An 18,134-nucleotide genomic window follows, 5' to 3' on the forward strand; every position below is an offset into this window, starting at 1 on the left:
TCTGGGCTCAGAAGGCGGTCAGCGCTTCTTGCGCGCGGCGATCACGATGACGACGATGATTGCGATCAGCACGACCACGCCGAGGCCGATCAGCAGCGGCCACGGTGCGGCATCCGTCTCGGCCGGCGCCGGCGCGGGCGTCTCGGCTGCCGGAGTCTCGGCCACCGGAGTTGCTGATTCTTCCGGAGTCGTCGCCGTCTCGGTCGGCTCTGGCGTCGCGTCATTGCCCTCAGCGGCAACGGTGAACGAGTACTCGCCGGAGGTGGGGTGACCGTCGCTGGAGACGATCTTCCAGGTCACGTCGTACGAGCCGTTGGGCATGCCGGGCTCGAGCTCGGCGGTGACCGTGTCGGCCTCCACGACAGGCTCGCCGGTGACCCAGTCGCGCCCCGCCTCGTCGACCACGGTCATCGCGGTGCCGCTGTTCTCCTCCAGCACGAGGAGATTGTTCGAGAACGTGAGCGAGATCTGCTCGGGAACGGTCGTCACCTGCTCATCGGCGGCGGGTGAGCTTGAGATCAGGGCATCGTGGGCGGAGGCCGGGGCGGCGAAAGCCAGAACGGCGACGGCGGCGACAGCAGCCCCCGCCAGTGCGGTGCGGATACGGAACATGGAAAACCTCTCATTGCCGCGAAGCGGCGTCTGCGTCATAGAACTGCGGGATGCCACGGCCTGGGCCGCGGCGCGGATCAGCTCAGACGCAGCGGTGGCCCGCGACGGCGGAAGGCTGCACGCAGCGGATCAATCGGCCGCGGCGCAGATGTGACGCGCCAGCGCACGCGCCGCGGGATGGCCGGGTGCAGCAGGATGCTGACCAGCACCGTGCGGCGCAGCCACGCGGCGACATCGGATGCCACGGCAGCCAGCATCCGCACGATCCGCTCGCCACGGTGCAGCGCGATGATGGTGACGATGGCCGCGAAGCCGTGGGCGATCCACATGCTGGCGTCTTCCGGCACGAGAACCGGTGCCCCCTGGAAGTTCAGCGAACCGACGCCGTGCACATGCGGAGTGAAACCGCCGCCCGGTGTGATGCTGCCCAGGACGAACAGAGCATGAAACAGGGCCTGCGAGAGCAGCACCGAGGCACTCAGCCTGATCATCGACAGTCGGCGACCGGCCAGCAGCGTGCAGATCATCAGCGACAGGATCCACGGCACGGCGATTCCCAGCATCCCGGGTATCGCGCCGTCTGCCCACGCGTGCGACGCCAGCGCGACGAAGGTCGCGAAGGAGGCGGCGATGGCCCCGCGAAGAAGCGGGACTCTGCGGGAGGGGCGCACCCGTCCATCATTTCACGCGCATGCTATGCGGGGTCAGGGGACTCCACAGGCGACCCGGGTCAGGCGACGGGCTCCTGCGTCGCGCGCAGCTCGCGCGGTCGCTCGCGTCCGGCCCACACGGCACCGGCGCTGGCGATGACCACCAGCGCGATGCCGCTCACCTCCAGCACCGTCATGTGCTGCCCGAGCAGCAGGAACCCGGCGAGACTCGCGGTGGCCGGCCCCAGACTCATCAGAATGCCGAAGACGGCCGGCGCCAGACGGCGCAGCGCCAGCAGCTCGAGCGTGTACGGAATGGTCGAGCTCAGCACAGCCACAGCCGCACCGAGCGCGATCAGGTCGATGCGCAGCAGCGCGGCGCCAGCATCCGCGATTCCGAACGGCAGCGACAACAGCGCGCCGAAGGCCATCGCCAGTGCCAGGCCATCGAGCTTCGCGAAGTCCCGGCCGACCCGGGCGGATGCCAGGATGTACCCCGCCCAGCTCGCCGCGGCGCCGAGCGCGAACAGCACGCCGGTGACGGTCAGTCGATCCCAGCCTCCGCCGCCGAGGGCGAGGATGCCGATGAGTGCCACCCCTGCCCACAGCCAGGCACCCCGCGAGCGCGCCGTGATGACGGCGAGCGCGAGTGGCCCGAGCACTTCGATCGTAACGGTGACGCCCAGCGGCAACTCATTCAGCGCCAGGTAGAACAGCCCGTTCATGAGCGCGAGCACGCCGCCGAGCATCAGCGCCGAGCGCCACGCCTGGGCAGAGTGGCCGCGCAGCGCAGGGCGCGCGATGATTAGCAGGATGACCGCTGAGAACACCAGCCGCAGCATCACCATGCCCAGCGGTCCGACCGACGGGAACAGCATCACCGCAACCGAGGCGCCCACCTCTTGGCAGATCAGCCCAGCGGCCACCAATCCGACGGCGAGACCGCCTCCTGATGGACCACCGGATGCCGTGGTTCCGGGTGCCGCTGCGGTGTTCACTCCTTGGCTGGAGCCGTGCAGATCGCCGTGTCGACGATGCTCTGGCCGTACTGCTCCGGCGTGAACGGCAGACCGAAGTCAGGTGCGGTCGCGCCCTTCGCGGCGGGTGCCTTCGAGGCGATCGCCGCCAGCTGCCAGGCGAGGTAGGCGGCGGGACTGCCACCCGCGGAGGAGTTGTTCAGCGTGACCGCGACCGTGAAACCGGTCGCGGGGTCGGAGTAGGCGGCCGTCGCGTAGCCGGGCACCCATCCGTGCTGTCCGACGAGCGAGCCGACGAGGTAGGCGCCGCCGGTCGCCTGGTACCAGCTGGGCGACTTGTCGGATACCGGCAGCGGAGAACCGAACCGCGCGGGCTTGGCATTCTCCTTGCGCAGCGCCTGGCGCGCTTCGGCCTGCACATAGCGTCCGAGGTCGGTGATGTTCGAGACGACACCCGCTTCGGTGAACCCGATGCTCGACGAGCTCTTCGTGATGTCGATCGGAGCCGCGCAGTCGTAGCCGCCGCCCTCGGCAACCGGGAAGTACGCGCCCTTCAGAGCCGGAGCCGGTGCGGGAGCCGCGGATGCAGGCGCAGGCAGCGAAGTGCCGGCGAGCTCGAGCGGGGTCGTCACGTACTGGCTGATCAGTTGTGCGGCTGTCTCGCCCGAGATGCGCTCGAGGGCGAGACCGAGAAGGAGGTACCCGGCATCCGTGTTGCGGTACGTCGTGTGTGCGGGCCCGCGCTTCTCGCCCAGGCCGAAGCTCGCGAGCTGCAGGGGCGCCCACTCACGACCCGGCGTGTTCAGCCAGTACTCCTTGACCGAAGCTTCGGACGAGCCGACGCCACTGGTGCCGTTGCACAGATCGAGCAGGGTGATGTCGCCCATGTCGGCGACACCCGAGACGTATTTCGGCACCGGGGCATCGAGTTCGACCTTGCCGTCATCGGCCATGCCGTACAGCACATCGCAGGTCATCATCCGAGTCACATCGGCAACCCGGAACGACATGTCGGTGGTCACCTTCGCGCTGCCCTCAGCCGTCTGCGTGCCGACGCCCGTGACCCACTCGCCGCTCCACGGCACCCAGACGCCGACGACCGCGCCCGAAGAACCGGTCGCGACCATCGCCTGATCGACAGCGGCCTGCAGCTGCGCGGTGACGTCGTCGGGAAGAGCGCCGTCCACCTGCTTCGGCGGCGTGTAGGTGAACTCGGGGGTCGAGGCGGAGCATCCGGCGAGCGCCAGGACGAGGGCGACGGCGCCGCCGACAACAGCGCGCGCACGACGCGACGAACGAAGGTGCATGTATCGACTCCCGGAGTTGGACTCTCCGAGTCTAGAACGCGGATGCTGAAAACCCGCCTGTCGTGGCATCCGCGCCGTCGGCGATCGGCCAGCCCGATCACTCGCCGCGTCGCCCGGGCCTCAGAGCATCAGCGTGCCGTGTGGTCCGGGGAAGCCCCTCAGGTGCGCATAGTCGCCGAGCGAGCGCAGCGCCGCCCACGCCACCACGGCACTCGACCGCGGCTGTTCCGGTGACGGCGCGTTCTCCACCATTGTGCGCACCTCTCCCAGATCGCTGACGGCACAGATCTCATGCCGAGTTCGCTCTGCCGCCGGGTCCGCCACGATCCGCGCGGTCGCGGTATCCCAGGCATCAGCCGCGAGCGCCAGCGCGGCCGCGACATTCGCCGACGATGGAAACTGCCGCGCCACCTCGCTCGCGGGTCCATCGGCCAGCACGATCTGGGCGTCTCCCGCTCGCAGCGCCTCCTGCAGCGAAGGGGGCATCCACGGCTGCACGAGAGCACCGGGCAGTTTGCGGCTTTCGATCGACACGGTCTGCAGCGGTCCGGCGGCGCGCAGTGCCCGCACCTGATCCAGGCCGCCGATCGCCCCGGTGCAGGCGATCAGCCTCCCCCTCGCCTGCTCGCGTGACGTCGGTGCGTCGAGCATCCGGTTTCGCAACGCTTGGTCGGCGAGTGCTCCCACCGAGAGCAGGATCACGTCCACCCCGGCGTGCAGCAGACCAGGCACGCGCTCGCGAACGGCGGCCTGCGTGGCGGCCTCGACAATGACGTCCACGTCGGCGCGCCCGGGCAACTCATCCTTCCGGCCGAACGTGCCGATCACGTCATACGCACCGGAGTCCTCGACCAACTGCCGCAGTCGGCCGTTGATGTTCCCGCCGCCGAGGAATCCCACCCGCAGATCCGTCATGATCTGACCATAGGACAGTCCCCGCATGACTGATGCTGATCTCGCGCTACTGCAACGCCGAAAAGACACGCGGTCGGTCGTGCGAGCAGCTCGGTCCGCTCAGACCTCGACCTGCTCGGCCTGCCGCGCCTCCCATGCCTCGCGCATGAATCGGCGCACATCCTCGTCGACGAGGATGTCTCGGGGCCGCATCGGCCGCGACAGATACAGCCCGTCGAGTGAAGTCAGCCGCGACAGCGCGACGTAGGTCTGCCCCGGGGCGAAAGCCCCGGAGCCGAGATCGACGACAGCCCGGTCGTAGGTCTTGCCCTGCGACTTGTGGATCGTGACCGCCCACGCCAGGCGCAGCGGAAACTGAGTGAACTCGGCGACCACTTCGCGCGACAGCGTCTTGGTCCCCGGGTTGTAGGCGTAGCGGAACCGTTCCCAGACGGCGGGTTCCACGTCGAACTCGTCGCCGTCGACCTCGACGCGCACCGAACCGCCCAGAATGCGGGTGACCGTGCCGATCGAGCCGTTCACCCAGCGCGGGGGCTCGCCCTGCATGGCGACATCGTTGCGCAGGAACATCACCTGTGCGCCGATCTTGAGCTTCAGCTCGGAGTCGGCGGGGTAGTTCGCCTCACCGCGCCCGAAGTCGCCGGAGACCTCGGCGTGCGCGGTCTGCTCGCGCCCGACGAGCGCATCGAGGTGTCGGCGGTTGATGCTGTTGACGATGTCGTTGCGGGTGGCCAGCGTGATGATCGGCACCTCACCGGGCTCGGGCTCCGGCGGCGTGCGCGCACCCTGAGTGTTCAGCGCGCCCGCGATCTCAGCCGTCACGCGGCCATAGCGGACGGCATTCAGCATCGCCTTGAAGCCGTCGTCGGACTGCCGATGGATGTGGACCAGTTCGTGCACATGCAGGGTGGCCCCGTGGCTGCCGAGATCCAGCAGCCCTCCGGCATCCGCTGCAGCCAACCCTCCGGTCCACACCTTCGCGTCGAAGAACCAGAACGAGCGGTAGTGGTCCTGGATGTAGCGCAGCTCATCGCCGCGGGGCGGCACCGGAGCCAACTGGTACGGATCGCCGAACATCACCACCTGCACCCCGCCGAAGGGCAGGCCGCGACGGCCTCTCGCCTGACGCAGCGACCGGTCGATGGCATCCATCAGGTCGGCGTTCACCATCGAGATCTCGTCGATCACGAGCGTCTCGATCGCGTTCAGCAGGCGCCGGGTGGTGTCGGTCTGGTCGATCTCACTCTCGGCGATCAGACCGATCGGCAGCCGGAACAGCGAGTGGATGGTCTGTCCCTCGACGTTCAGCGCGGCTACGCCCGTCGGCGCGCAGATCGCGATCTGCTTCTTGGTGTTCGCGGCGAAGTGCTGCAGCAGCGTTGATTTGCCGGTTCCGGCCCGCCCGGTGACGAAGACATGCTCATCGGTGTCCTCGATGAGGCGGAACAGCTTCTGCTGTTCTTCGGAGAGGGAAGGCAACGACACACACCCATGGTAATTCTCTGCGGTCATGATGCCGGTCGCTCGGCTTCATCCCAGGCCCGGATCTCTAGACTTGCGCCATGATGCAGGGGCGGACGGTATCGAGGCGGCGCGGTGCGCTCCGCGTCGATCTCAGCATCCTCACTCTCATCGGGCTGCTGCTGTTCGCGGCGATCGGCGCCGGCGGCGCGGCGCTGTACCAGCAGTTCTACAGTCCCACGGCTTTCGTCGAGCGCTACCTCGGTCTGCTGTCGTCCGGTCGCGCGGCTGATGCGCTGCGCACGCCGGGTGTCGCCGTCGACCTGTCGCTGCTCGAGAACTCGGGCATCGAGCCGACAGCATCCGAAGCGCTTCTGCGCACCGCAGCGCTGACCACCCTCACCGACTACGAGGTCACCTCCGAGAAGCAGGAGGACGGCACCTACCGGGTCGCGGTGGACTACACCGCCGGCGGCGTGGAGGGCAGCTCGACATTCTCGGTCGAGCGCAACGGCTGGATCGGCGTTGTGCCGGACTGGCGGTTCGCGCAGAGCCCGCTCGCCGAGATCGAGCTCACCGTGCGCGGGTCGGACACGTTCGCCGTCAACGGCTTCGCGCTCGACCGTCGTCAGGTCTCGTCGCACGGAGCGGATGCTGCGCCCCTCGACCCGCTGCATCTGCTGGTCTTCACCCCCGGGCTGTACTCGGTGACCGTGGACACCGCCATCTCAGCCACCCCCGGTGTGAGCGTGCTCGCCGACACCGCCATGGCCCGCACCCCCGTTCACGTGCAGGCGCTGCCCACCGAGAAGTTCACCGAGGTCGTGCAGGAGCGGGTCGACGAGTTCCTCGCGCAGTGCGCCGAGCAGCAGGTGCTGCTGCCGACGGCCTGCCCGTTCGGTCTGGAAGTGCAGAACCGGTTGGCCCCGGACTCGCTGCCGAAGTGGTCGATCGCGACGCAGCCGAAGGTCACCATCCAGCCGGACGGTGCGAACTGGGCGATTCCCGCGGTGGATGCGGTCGCTCATATCGAGGCGAAGATCCAGTCGCTGTTCGACGGCTCGGTGCGGGACTTCTCTGAAGACGTGCCGTTCCAGGTGAATGGCACGATCACGATCCTGGCCGACGGCTCGGCCTCGATCCGCGTCGGTTCCCCCGATGCCGACGACGACTAGCGGACGCTTATCGCGGTCAGACGCGCGAGCGGTCAGCGCCCGTCATGCGCGGCAATCCGCTCGTCCTTCTCGGCGAGCGCCGCGAGCTGGGCGTTGTACTCCTCGAGCTCGGCCTCGCCCGTGCGATCGGCGTGCCGGTCACGGCGCCGCTGCAGCCTGTCGTCCGACCGGGACCACTGAATCGCCACCACGGTTGCGAGCACCATCGTGGGGATCTCGCCGACCGACCAGGCGATCCCGCCGCCGACGTACTGGTCTTCCATCGGGGTCGCGCCCCAGGTTCGACCCATCGACCCGAACCATTCGGCGACGATGAGGCCCTCCTGCATCATGATCGCCACGCCGAAGAACGCATGCATCGCCATCACGGCGATGAGGGTGATCAATCGACCCGCATACGGCAAGCGGTACGGGATCGGGTCGGAACCGATGAGCGTCATGACGAACAGGTATCCCGAGATGAGGAAGTGGATGATCATCCACTCGTGCCCGAGGTGGTCGTACATCGCCCAGCGCACCAGATCGGTGAAGTAGAACGCCCAGAGCGAGGCGACGAAGATCCCCGCGGCTACGAACGGGTGGGTGATGAACTTGGAGTACGGCGAATGCACGGCCCAGAGGATCCACTCCCGGCCGCCACGGGTGCCGTCATCGCGCTTGCGGATGCTGCGCAGCGCCAGCGTGACCGGCATGCCGCTGACCAGCAGCACCGGTATCGCCATGCTGAGCATCATGTGCCCCATCATGTGCACGCTGAACAGATACTCCTGGTACGCGTTCAGAGGGCCGCAGGTGACCCAGAGCAGCATCAGCATCCCGCCCAGCCACGAGAGCGTGCGCCACACCGACCAGCTGTCGCCGCGGCGGTGCAGGCGCACGACGGCGGCGACGTACAGGAACACCGCGAAGCCCACGGCGATGATCCACAGGATGTCCCAGTCATAGGCGGTGAACCAGCGCTCGAGCGTGAGCTCGGGGGGCAGCGGATTGCGGGTGAGCCGCTCAGCGGGCGTCTGCACGGCGGGCGCCGTCTCGCCCACGGGTGGTGGGGTGCGAGCGAGTGCAGCAGCGGCACCGGATGCCATGCCCATCAGCGAGAGCTCACCGATGATGAGGGTCCAGAACGATCTGCTCTGCTTCTCGCCATTGAGATGGCGGATGAGCTTCTGTCGGTACCAGGCGCCGAATAGCCCCAGCGCGATCAGCAGCGCCGACTTGCCGAGCACGATCAGCCCATACGGCGACAGCAGCTCGCTCCAATCCCCCAGCGCCACCATGGTGCGTGCGACGCCCGAGATCGCGACGACGATGAACGCGGCCAGCGCGAGCGACGAGTAGCGGGCTACGAGCACAGCCAGGTCTATGCGGTCAGCATCCGCTGCCTTCTTGCGTTTTCCGCTCGCGGTTTGCGGCGCTCGCGTCACGCCGAACCCGCGCAGCACGACGAGCAGCAGCAGGCCACCGAGCCAGACGGCGGCGCCGACGGTGTGCAGCAGGATCGCGTTGACGGCGACCTCGTGACCGGACAATTCGCCGGAGTGCCCCTGCGTCGCGATCGGCAGGAACGCAGCGGCCGCGAGCACGGCGGTGAGCATGGTGCCGGTCCAGTTGCGCCACCCGAACAGCAGAAGCGTGATGACGGCACCCATCACCGTCGTGATCAGCCAGGCCTGGCCGAGAGGGAGCTCGAGCAGGAACCGGCCGAACTGCTCGCCGAACGAGCGATCGGCGGTGAGCTTCGGGTTGAACGCCGCCATGAACGTGAGAAAGGCGGTGAGACCCGAGGTGATGGTGAAGATCGCGGCGCCGATGGATGCTGTGTCCAGCGCGACGTCGAAGGGCTTGGTTCCGCTGCGAAGGCCGAAGAGGGCGAGCACGAGCGAGCCGAACATGGCTGCCGCCCCGAGATTGGCGATGAGCTTGACGGCCGGCAGCCCCCACATGACGATGGGCCCCGGATCGAGCAGCTTCGGGGGCACCGCACCGCCGCCGACCACGAGGGCTGCGATGAGGGCGATCGCAGCGCTGACGACGAGCGTCGAGATGCCAGCGAGACGGTACGAGTTCACCTATCCAGCCTAAGCCGGATACGCCGAAGGCCGCCCCACAGTGCGGGACGGCCTTCGACGGTGGAAGCGGTCTTACTTGACGGCTGCCTTCAGCTTGGAGCCAGCGGTCACCTTGACGCGCTTGCCGGCCGGGATCTTGATCTCGGCGCCGGTCTGCGGGTTGCGGCCGGTGCGAGCGGCGGTGTCGACCTGCTCGAACGAGATCCAGCCCGGGATCGAGACCTTGCTGCCCTTGGCAACGGCGTCCGAGACGGTGCCGAACAGCGAGTCGAGAACGCGCGAGACGGTGGCCTGGCTCTCGCCGGTTGCGGAAGCGATGCTCGCGACGAGCTCGGTCTTGGTGATGGACTTGTCAGCCATGTCATCCTCCAGCGACGAGGAACGTCGCATTCTGTTGGTGTCGGGGAGACCCCGTTGGTCAGATCGACCGCCTCGAATGTACCAACCGTGACTGACTTTTCCGCGTCATTTCGCGGGTTTCGGGGTCTTTTTTCGGTGAGTTGCGCCACTTCTGTCACATCTGTCACAGAAATCGCCTCGTGAGCCCGCACGCTCGGCGATAGTGGCGCAGTTGTGGGGGCCGCAGTTGGGTCCCCACGAATCGCAGGAGTTCACACGAAACACAGGAGCGGATGCTGAACAGCATCCTGAGTTTCGTGTGAACTCCTGTGGAATGTGCGGTCATCATGCAGCCCGGTGAAGGCCCTGCGCGATGGCCTCGGTGATGACCGCCTGCACCTGCTCCCACTGCTGCATGATGTGCCCGTAGCTGAAGCGCAGCACGTGGTAGCCGCGTAGTTTGAGCTGAGCATCGTGCTCGATATCGCTCGAGCGCTGTGCGCCGGTGTGCGTCGCCCCGTCGATCTGGATGACCAGGCGCTCGCCGATGAGAAGATCCACACGATGACCGTGCACCCACGCCTGGGGCAGCATCGGCACTTTCAGCCATCGCAGACGATGCACGATGATCGTCTCCAGGCCCGAATCCGCGAAGGGTCGAGATATCTCGAGCACGTGGCGTGCCGCCGCCGGAAGCGGGAGCCTGTCCATGGCTTGCGCGTCGATGAGGTTCTGATTCAGCGCCGACTCCCAGATGATCCGCGCGGTCTCGAGTGGTTGGCACTGTGCGACGAGAGCGAGCGCATTGCGAAGGTCGTCCTCGACAGCATCCGGCTTTCGCTGCACTATCGGCTTCGACCAGTGGACGACGACGCTTTCGGGGACGTGGAAACGACCGGCGCGGGGTGACGCCCCGACATGGCGCTGTCCTTTGCTGGGCACCCACAGCCCTCGACGTTCCGCCACGGTCACGCAGCTGAGAACCAGTCCTCTGCGTACCGCGCCGACAGCGAGCCAGTCGGCGCCTTTCACGGCCACCCAGCCGTTGCGAGGCCTGAAGACCTGTCCCGACTCCTTCGCGCGGCGAAGGGCGTGCGCCGAGACGCCCGCCTCGAGAAGGATTCGAGTTCGCGTGATGCCACCACGTCGGAGCAGCTCTTCCACTGGGTCCATGCGCGAGAGTCTGTCCGCGCATCCCCTACTGTTCGCACCCAGATCCCGGCACCTGTTGACAACTCGTCGGCATACGCCGCTGTGCAGAGTGAACCCAACATCCGAAACGCAGGACATCACACAGAACACAGGAGCGGATGCTGAACAGCATCCTGCGTTTCGTGCGAAGTCCTGCAAAGCGGACGCGCGGGGACGCAAAAGGGGCGGAGTTCCGAAGAACTCCGCCCCTTTTGATGCGATGCTTACCAGCTCGACTTGGTGATACCGGGCAGTTCGCCACGGTGTGCCATGTCGCGGAAGCGCACACGCGAGATGCCGAACTTCGTCAGCATGCCACGGGGGCGACCGTCGATGGCGTCACGCGAACGCACGCGCACCGGCGATGCGTTGCGCGGCAGCTTCTGCAGGCCGACGCGGGCGGCCTCACGGGCCTCGTCGGTCGCGTTCGGGTCGACCAGGGTCTTCTTGAGCTCAAGGCGACGCTCCGCATAGCGGGCGACGATGACCTTGCGCTGCTCGTTACGAGCGATCTTGCTCTTCTTCGCCATGTTTAGCGCTCCTCGCGGAAATCGACGTGCTTGCGAACGACCGGGTCGTACTTCTTCAGCACGAGACGGTCAGGGGTGTTACGACGGTTCTTCTTGGTCACGTAGGTGTAACCAGTGCCTGCCGTCGAACGCAGCTTGATGATCGGACGAACGTCCTGAGCCTTCTTAGCCATTAGAGCTTCACACCCTTCGCGAGGAGGTCCTTGACCACGCTCTCGATGCCGCGCACGTCGATCACCTTGATGCCCTTGGCGGACACGTTCAGGGTGACCTTACGACCGAGCGACTGCACGTAATAGGTCTTCTTCTGCACGTTCGGGTCGAAGCGGCGCTTCGTCCGGCGGTGCGAGTGCGAGATGTTGTGACCGAAGCCGGGAACAGCTCCTGTCACCTGGCACACTGCTGCCATGTGATTACTCCTTCATTACCGTGAGGCCGGACGGCCTCACCCAAGATCCCTTGTCTGCAACCCGCCTCCGCGCACGGCACAGGACCGTTTCGAAGAGAGTGGGATGCGAACTGCGCACAGGAGAGCGCGCAGACCGTCGTCAACTCTATCACGGCTCACGCCCGCTTGGAATCAGTCTCCGATGCCGTCTGCCCCGAGCGCAGCAGCCGCCTCCTTCGCACCTCTACCCCAGCGGAACGGTGACACGGTCGGGTCTCCCGTGATCCAGAACCGCCAGGGGAACGCCATCGTGCCGGCAACTCCAGCAACGCCGACGCGAGGGCCCGCCGAGATCTCGGGCACGCGCTCGCCCAGCAGGAGTCGCGCCGTCGCCCCATTCCTCGCAACGTCTTCGATGATGTCGAGGCCGTTGTGCAGCGCGTACTGCAGCCCCAGGGCCTGGCCGAATCGGCCGGGACCCCGCGCCAGGTCGCGCAGCGCGATGCGAGAGAGCGGCGTTGCGACACCGCGGCGCTCGGCGACAGCATCCGCTCCGTCGACCACCTCGCCGGCGCGCAGCAGCACTCCGCCGGCCTCGCCCTCGGGACCGCAGACGACGTTGATGCAGGAGTGGATGCCATGACTCAGGTACACGTACAGGTGCCCCTGCGGCCCCCACATCGTGGCGTTGCGTGCCGTCGGCCCCATGCGCGCGTGCGAACCGGGGTCGGGCACGCCGCCTGTGCCGAGGCCGTGGTACGCCTCGACTTCGGTGATGCGCAGGGCGACCGCGACGCCATCGACGACGGTGTGCAGTTCAGCGCCGAGCAGCGTGGGCGCCACATCGACCGGAAGCCCGGCGAGGTCGGCGTGGGTGACGGGGCGCAGCATCCGCTCTCCTTCGTTCTGCTCGGCTGAGGTCATGGCTGGGGGGCGACGCGGCACCACGAGATGTCGAATCCGTTCAGCGTCGGCAGCGTGTCGTCGCCGCGGAGATCGAAGAGCTGCGTGTGCAGCGTGCTCGGCAGCGGCAGCATCAGGTCGTCGTACGCGTTGGCGGCCAGGTCAGGCGCGATCACGACGGCTGCGTACTGACCGCTCGGCGACGCACACACCTGCAGGATGGCATCCGTGCCGCTCACCTCTGTGACCACCGTCGCGGCACCGTCGTCATCGACCTTCACGACGGCCTGACCGGTGGGCATCCCCGTCTCGTCACGCTGCACGATGTGCCGCAGCGTGCCGCCGGGGAACGGCTCGATCGTGGTGGCGTCGCCGTAGTCGGGTTCGGATGCCGCGAGCGGGGACTCCGCGCCATCGGTCAAGTCGAGCTGGATGATGCTGCCATCGGTGCGCTCGACGATCGCCGTGTACGTGCCGCGACTGATGCCGAGGATGCTGGCGGCGATGCCCATCGACTGCACCCCTGCGTCGGAAGTGGGATCCTCCACGCTCAGTGCGCCGTCGAAGTCGATGAACAGCAGCGATGAGGAGTCGGGTACGAACCGCCACTCGGAGACGCTGGCTTCGTCGCCGTCGACCTGCACGATGCGCGGCTTGCCGGCTCCGCTCAGCGGCTGCGTGACGAGCACGCTCGCCCGACCCGAGGTCTCGGTGAGCTCGCGGTCGGAGTAGTTGTAGCCGACGAGGCCGGCGCGGTCGGAGACCTGCACCGAGGAGACGTAGCCCTCGCCGGGGAGCTTCAGCTCACGCTGGTCGGATCCGTCGCGGTTCATCACGAGAAGACGCGAGCCATCGTCCTCCTCGACGGCGACGACCAGGGCGTCGGAGGTCGCCCGGTAGTCATCGACGCGCGGATGCTCGAAGACCGGCGTGGCTTTCTCGCCGGTGAGGTCGGTGGTGAAGATCTTGTCGTCGCCATCGGCCGAGCGCTGCAGCAGCAGGATCTGCGATGCCGGCGTGCGGAACGTCGTCTCGAGGTCGGACTGCGGCCCGCCCCCGCTGGCTGTGGCCCCGGCGACCGAGACGCGGTACTTGGTGTCGTCGTCGAGCGGCACGGTGAAGCGGATGCCGATGCTGCGCCCGCTCGCATCGACGGTGAACGGCACGGCGGGGTCGACGCTCACCTGCGCGGGATCGATCGGGCCGAGGCGCTGGTTCGCCGTGATGATGATGCGGCTGCCTGATGTCTCGATCACCTGGGTCGGGTTCACCTGCACCTGATCGATGCGTGGCCCCTGGGTCAGGCTGACGACGCCGAGCACGCCCACGACGAGAGCGAGCACGCCGAGCACCGACAGCAGCGTGACGGTGAAGCGGGTGTTCTTGGGAGCCAGCCTGCGGGGTTTCGGGGCCGGCATGGCGGGTTTCGGGGCCGTCGTGGCCGATTCCTGCGCAGGCGAGGCCGACACTTTGGAGGCCGAATGTACAGATGTCGGACGGATGCTGGCATCCGCGCCGACATCTGGCGTGTCGGCCCCCAAACTGTAGTCGGGTGCGGCGGGTTCGGGTTCGGGTTCGGGTGCGGCGCCGGAGTCGGCGGCAGGTGGAAGCGCCTCATCCGCGTGCTCCCCCTCCTGGGCGGCGCGGAGCGCACGCAGCTGCGCGCGGGTGAGCGGTGCCTCGCCGGATCCGTCAGTACTCATACGGATCCTTCGGCTCGGCGATCTTCTTCACCGAGGACGGTTCGATGCGCAGGGTGCCATCGGCGTCGGCGCGCACGGTGCCGCTGACCTCGATCCACTGCCCGGTCGCATACGAGCCGTCCAGACCATCCCCGCCGACCTGCACCGACGCCGGCTGGGCATCGATCACGCAGTGCGAGATGACCATGCGGGTGAGGTTGACGGCGTCTCCGTCGGCTGGGGTGACGAAGCCGGTGAGGGTGACGGCGGATCCCTCATAGTTCTCGGGGCGGGTAGACGTGGCGAACGCGCTCGCCCACTCGCCGACACCGAACGTCGTCGTGTCGGCGACGCCGATCGTCACGTCGTCGGCGCCGGCGAACAGCGCGGTGGTCTCACCGGCACGAGACATGGCCAATTCGGCCGAGAGGGATGCCGGCGGCAGGATCAGCCCCGCCAGAACAACTCCGGATGCGATGACACCGCCGGAGACGACCGCGGCGGTCTGCATGATCCGGCGGCGGGATGCGGCAGCATCCGTCTCTTCCGACGGCGACGCATGGCTGTGATCGCCCTCGGCGCCCAGCGGCAGGATGCACGACCAGACCGCGGCGACAAGCACGACAACAGCGGCGGCGCACGCGAACCAGACGGTCTCGGGGCTGATGTAGAGCGTGAGGCGTCCGGTCACGCCGAGTCCGAGTGTGACCACCGCGACGACCGTCGCCAGCCCGACCCCGAGCCACCGCGCGGCGAGGGCGCGTCGAATCGCACCTGCCTGCTGCTCAGCCAAAGACGTTCACCCCGATGCCGATCGCGCAGGCGGAGAGGATGACGATGCCCACGATCCCGGCGAGCACCCGGGTGGTGAAGGTGGTGCGCAGCAGCGCGAGCATCTTCACATCGACGAGCGGGCCGACGAGCAGGAAGGCGATGAGCGCACCGGATGAGAAGGTCGCCGCGAACGACAGCGCGAAGAACGCATCCACGTTCGAGCAGATCGCGACCGTCATCGCCAGAGCGACCATCGCGACGATCGACAGCACCGGGTTCGAGCCGATGGCCAGCAGCACATCACGCGGGATGAGCACCTGCACCGCTCCGGCGAGCGCCGACCCGATCACGAGTGCCGGCATGACCGCCCGCAGTTCGATGAGGAACTGCATGAGGCTGCGCCGCGTCGGGGATCCGTGTTCATGCGCGGCGTGCGCGCAGGTCTCGACGAAGCGTGCGGTGAGCATCGCCTGCGGGTCGCGGTGACGACTGTAGACCCAGCCGATGAGGTTCGCGATCAGGAAACCGCCGACGATCCGCGCGACAAGGATCCCGCCGTCCCAGCCGAAGGCTGCATGGGTGGTGAGGATGACGATCGGGTTGACGATGGGCGCCGCGATGAGGAACGTCATCGCCTCGGCGGGTGCGAGCCCGCGCATCATCAGGCCGCGCGCGAAAGGCACATTGCCGCACTCGCACACCGGGATGAACATGCCCAGCAGCGACAGCACCGCGCGGCGCGCCCAGGCGTTCTTCGGCAGCCAGCGCTGCACGGCGTTCGCCGGCAGCCACACCTGCACGACGATCGACAGCGCGACGCCGAGGATCACCCACGGGAGCGCTTCGATGAGCACGCTCAGGGTGAGGGTGAGCCCGTCCTGTGCGCGGTCGGGCAGCGCCTTCGGAAACAGCGTGGGCGCGAAGAAGTCGATGAGCACGAGCACCGCGATGATGCCGAGCCCTGTGGCCATCGCTTTCGGCGTGGGCACGCGAGGCGGCGGCTGGCGACGCGCGTGCGGCACCGGATGCTGGTGCCGACCGGCCTCCGGAGGGGCAGAGCTCACTTGCCGGTCCCGCCCGTCGCTGCTGCGTCACGCTCGGTGTTGCGCTCGGCGTCGAGCCGGTTCGCGCATGCCGCGCAGAGGCCGAAGATGTCGACCACGTGCTCGGCGTCGCGGAAGCCGTGCAGGTTCGCGGTGCGCTTGGCCCACTGCTCGACGTCTTTCGCCTCGATCTCCACGGTGAGTCCGCAGGAGCGGCAGATGAGATGGTGGTGGTGCCCCTGCGTGGTGCAGGCACGGTAGAGCGCCTCACCCTCGGGGCTCTGCAGGGAGTCGGCATCGCCGGCTGCTGCCAGGCCGGCGAGCGCGCGATACACGGTCGCCAGTCCGATGCCGGTGTTGGCCTGACGCAGCTCGGCGTGCAGCGTCTGGGCGCTCACGAAACCGCGCGCGTCGGCGAGCGCATCGCGCACGCGTTCGCGCTGCCAGGTGTTCCGCTGAGCCATGCTCCGAGTCTAGGCCGGGCGCCTGTGCGAGGCGCCCGGAGCCGAGCGGGCGCTGCCGCGGGCGACTCCAGGCGTCGGTGGTGTTGCGGATGCAGGAACTGCGGCCATGTCCCAGAAGTGGCGGGTCGCTCCGGCATCCGCCCGCCATTGCTCATCCCGGCAGCGGGCCATGTCCCAGAAGTGGCGGGTCCGCAGGCGCAGCACCCGCTACTAATGGGACACGCAGAGCGCTAGAGGACGCGTAGAAGCGGATGCTGCCGCGGTCAGCGCGAATCGGAGCCGTCGTCCGAGTCGTCGTCGTCGTACTGCGCATCCTCCGCGTCGAGCTCGGGCTCGTCCAGCAGGGCGTCGAGCTCCGACCTGTCGTCATCCTCATCGGATGCCGAGGCAGCGACGCCCGATGTCGGAGCGGCGAGCACACCGTCGGGACGGATGAGCTCGCGCACCTCCGACATGAAGCTCGTGAGCTGCTGCTGCTGCCAGCGCAGCTGGCGGGTGCGATCCTCGGCATCCCGCAGCGCGTCGGTCGCATGGCCGGTGACGGAATCGATGATCTTCTGCGCCTTGGCGCGCGACCGCTCGAGTGTCTCGCGAGACTTCACCTGCGCATCGGCCTCGATAGCCTGTGCCTGCGAGCGCATCAGGCGCTCGTAGTCATCGGCCTTGCTCGAGATGCGCTGCGCGTGCTCGAGAGATGCGGCGACCTGCTCATTGGCATCCGTGGTGATGCGCTCGGCGTGAGCGACCGCCTGGTTGTGCAGCACCAGGAACTCCTGCTGCGCGTCGTCCTGACGGCGGGTGAGCGTCTCTTCGAACTCCAGCACGCGGGCGTTCATCTCGCGCACTTCGCGCTCGGCATCCGCACGCTGATCGGTGGTCTCGCGGGTGACCATCGCGCGCAGCGCGGCGGCGCCCTTCTCGGCCTCGGTGCGCACGGTGGCGGCTTCCTGCTCGGCCTGCACGATCTTCTCGGCGGCGTGCGAGGCCTCGCGCTCGAGGCGCGCGTCATGCGCGGTGAGCTCGGTGTCGATCCTCAGACGCACCTGGTCGGCATCGTTCTGCGCCTGAGCGGTGATGCGAGCGACGTCGGCCTCGAGCTCGACGCGCTTGGCCTGCGCCTCTTCGCGCGCCGCCTGCAGCAGGCGCTCGGCCTGGGTCGCGGCGTTGTGGATGAGCACGCTGGCCTGCTCTTCGGCGACGCGCAGCACCGCTTCGAACTGCTGGCGGCTCTGCGGCTCGTCCTCGCCCTTCGGCGCATCGGTCAGCTCTGTGGTGAGAGCGGCGATCTGCTGGGCGGTCTCGTCGGCCTGCGCACGGGCGGCGGCGAGCTCGTCTTCGAGCCGCTCGACGCGAGCATCTGATTCCGCCAGCGCGTCGGACAGCGAGCGGTCGCTCTCGCCGCGCACGGAGTCGAGCTCAGCGCGATGACGGGCATCCGTGCTCTCGAGGTCGGCGGAGAGCCGCTTGAGCTGATCGCGCATGGTAGTGATCGCCGCATCCACCTCCGCCTTGTCGTAGCCGCGGAACGCCTGCGTGAATGCGGAGTGATCCTTCGGCGCTGCGGTCAGCAGCTGGTCGAAGAAATCGCCGTTCTGCGCATTGCCGGACTCGTTCGTATCGCTCACCGGATATCGCCTTTCCAAGTTGATGGCCC

At 67.8% G+C, this 18,134-nt stretch carries 19 protein-coding genes; 1 reads left to right on the forward strand and 18 read right to left on the reverse strand.

The window, feature by feature from the left end; translation table 11 throughout:
- Nucleotides 1-18: 18 nt before the first annotated feature.
- The 6 genes from FM104_RS01250 to FM104_RS01275 all read right to left on the reverse strand — a co-directional run bounded on the left by FM104_RS01250 (nt 19) and on the right by FM104_RS01275 (nt 5,946).
- Nucleotides 19-612 carry a copper resistance CopC family protein gene (locus tag FM104_RS01250; protein WP_179206623.1) on the reverse strand — a complete coding sequence of 198 codons (594 nt, stop codon included), beginning with the start codon at nt 610-612 and terminating at the stop codon, nt 19-21.
- 77 nt (nt 613-689) lie between these two features.
- The gene (locus FM104_RS01255) at nt 690-1,283 is read right to left on the reverse strand and encodes a hypothetical protein (RefSeq protein WP_087129644.1); all 594 of its coding nucleotides are present in this window, start codon (nt 1,281-1,283) and stop codon (nt 690-692) included.
- A 59-nt stretch (nt 1,284-1,342) separates the two neighbouring features.
- Complete coding sequence (locus tag FM104_RS01260; protein ID WP_373407823.1) at nt 1,343-2,260, reverse strand: EamA family transporter; 918 nt, start codon at nt 2,258-2,260, stop codon at nt 1,343-1,345.
- Nucleotides 2,257-3,546: a serine hydrolase domain-containing protein gene (locus tag FM104_RS01265; protein WP_087129645.1), complete on the reverse strand. Its 1,290-nt coding sequence runs from the start codon at nt 3,544-3,546 to the stop codon at nt 2,257-2,259. Before FM104_RS01265 ends, FM104_RS01260 begins: the two co-directional genes overlap by 4 nt.
- Nucleotides 3,547-3,666: 120 nt before the next feature.
- Nucleotides 3,667-4,461: an aspartate dehydrogenase domain-containing protein gene (locus FM104_RS01270; protein ID WP_179206624.1), complete on the reverse strand. Its 795-nt coding sequence runs from the start codon at nt 4,459-4,461 to the stop codon at nt 3,667-3,669.
- A gap of 99 nt (nt 4,462-4,560) precedes the next feature.
- Nucleotides 4,561-5,946 (reverse strand): ATP-dependent DNA helicase, encoded by a 1,386-nt coding sequence (locus tag FM104_RS01275; RefSeq protein WP_179206625.1) that lies wholly within the window; start codon nt 5,944-5,946, stop codon nt 4,561-4,563.
- 77 nt (nt 5,947-6,023) lie between these two features.
- Here FM104_RS01275 and FM104_RS01280 point away from each other — a divergent pair, with 77 nt between their 5' ends.
- A complete protein-coding gene (locus tag FM104_RS01280) occupies nt 6,024-7,097 on the forward strand; it encodes a hypothetical protein (RefSeq protein WP_087129648.1) in 1,074 nt (357 codons plus the stop codon).
- 32 nt (nt 7,098-7,129) lie between these two features.
- Here FM104_RS01280 and FM104_RS01285 read toward each other — a convergent pair whose 3' ends face one another.
- The 12 genes from FM104_RS01285 to FM104_RS01340 form a co-directional block, all read right to left on the reverse strand.
- A complete protein-coding gene (locus FM104_RS01285; RefSeq protein WP_087129649.1) occupies nt 7,130-9,166 on the reverse strand; it encodes a cytochrome c oxidase assembly protein in 2,037 nt (678 codons plus the stop codon).
- 72 nt (nt 9,167-9,238) lie between these two features.
- Nucleotides 9,239-9,526, reverse strand: a complete 288-nt coding sequence (locus FM104_RS01290) for an HU family DNA-binding protein (RefSeq protein ID WP_087129650.1) — start codon at nt 9,524-9,526, stop codon at nt 9,239-9,241.
- A gap of 324 nt (nt 9,527-9,850) precedes the next feature.
- A complete protein-coding gene (locus FM104_RS01295) occupies nt 9,851-10,678 on the reverse strand; it encodes a type IV toxin-antitoxin system AbiEi family antitoxin domain-containing protein (RefSeq protein ID WP_087129651.1) in 828 nt (275 codons plus the stop codon).
- A 242-nt stretch (nt 10,679-10,920) separates the two neighbouring features.
- Entirely contained in the window at nt 10,921-11,226 is a 306-nt protein-coding gene (rpsN, locus tag FM104_RS01300) for a 30S ribosomal protein S14 (protein ID WP_087129652.1), read from the reverse strand.
- 2 nt (nt 11,227-11,228) lie between these two features.
- Complete coding sequence (gene rpmG, locus FM104_RS01305) at nt 11,229-11,399, reverse strand: 50S ribosomal protein L33 (RefSeq protein ID WP_087129653.1); 171 nt, start codon at nt 11,397-11,399, stop codon at nt 11,229-11,231.
- Entirely contained in the window at nt 11,399-11,635 is a 237-nt protein-coding gene (rpmB, locus tag FM104_RS01310; protein ID WP_087129654.1) for a 50S ribosomal protein L28, read from the reverse strand. The genes rpmG and rpmB overlap by 1 nt, the downstream gene beginning before the upstream one ends.
- A gap of 171 nt (nt 11,636-11,806) precedes the next feature.
- On the reverse strand, nt 11,807-12,538 hold the full coding sequence (locus FM104_RS01315; protein WP_256971457.1) for a DNA-3-methyladenine glycosylase: 732 nt from the start codon (nt 12,536-12,538) through the stop codon (nt 11,807-11,809).
- Nucleotides 12,535-14,220, reverse strand: a complete 1,686-nt coding sequence (locus FM104_RS01320) for a hypothetical protein (RefSeq protein WP_087129655.1) — start codon at nt 14,218-14,220, stop codon at nt 12,535-12,537. Before FM104_RS01320 ends, FM104_RS01315 begins: the two co-directional genes overlap by 4 nt.
- A complete protein-coding gene (locus tag FM104_RS01325; RefSeq protein WP_256971458.1) occupies nt 14,210-14,992 on the reverse strand; it encodes a TIGR03943 family putative permease subunit in 783 nt (260 codons plus the stop codon). The genes FM104_RS01320 and FM104_RS01325 overlap by 11 nt, the downstream gene beginning before the upstream one ends.
- Nucleotides 14,985-16,037, reverse strand: coding sequence for a permease (locus FM104_RS01330; protein WP_373407824.1), 1,053 nt, complete (start codon nt 16,035-16,037; stop codon nt 14,985-14,987). Before FM104_RS01330 ends, FM104_RS01325 begins: the two co-directional genes overlap by 8 nt.
- Complete coding sequence (locus FM104_RS01335) at nt 16,034-16,480, reverse strand: Fur family transcriptional regulator (protein WP_087129657.1); 447 nt, start codon at nt 16,478-16,480, stop codon at nt 16,034-16,036. Before FM104_RS01335 ends, FM104_RS01330 begins: the two co-directional genes overlap by 4 nt.
- Before the next feature lie 263 nt (nt 16,481-16,743).
- Nucleotides 16,744-18,105, reverse strand: coding sequence for a cell division initiation protein (locus tag FM104_RS01340; protein ID WP_256971459.1), 1,362 nt, complete (start codon nt 18,103-18,105; stop codon nt 16,744-16,746).
- Between the last annotated feature and the right edge of the window lie 29 nt (nt 18,106-18,134).

It is taken from the genome of Microbacterium esteraromaticum (genome assembly GCF_900163815.1).
In the GTDB taxonomy this organism is placed as follows: Bacteria; Actinomycetota; Actinomycetes; order Actinomycetales; family Microbacteriaceae; genus Microbacterium; species Microbacterium esteraromaticum_B.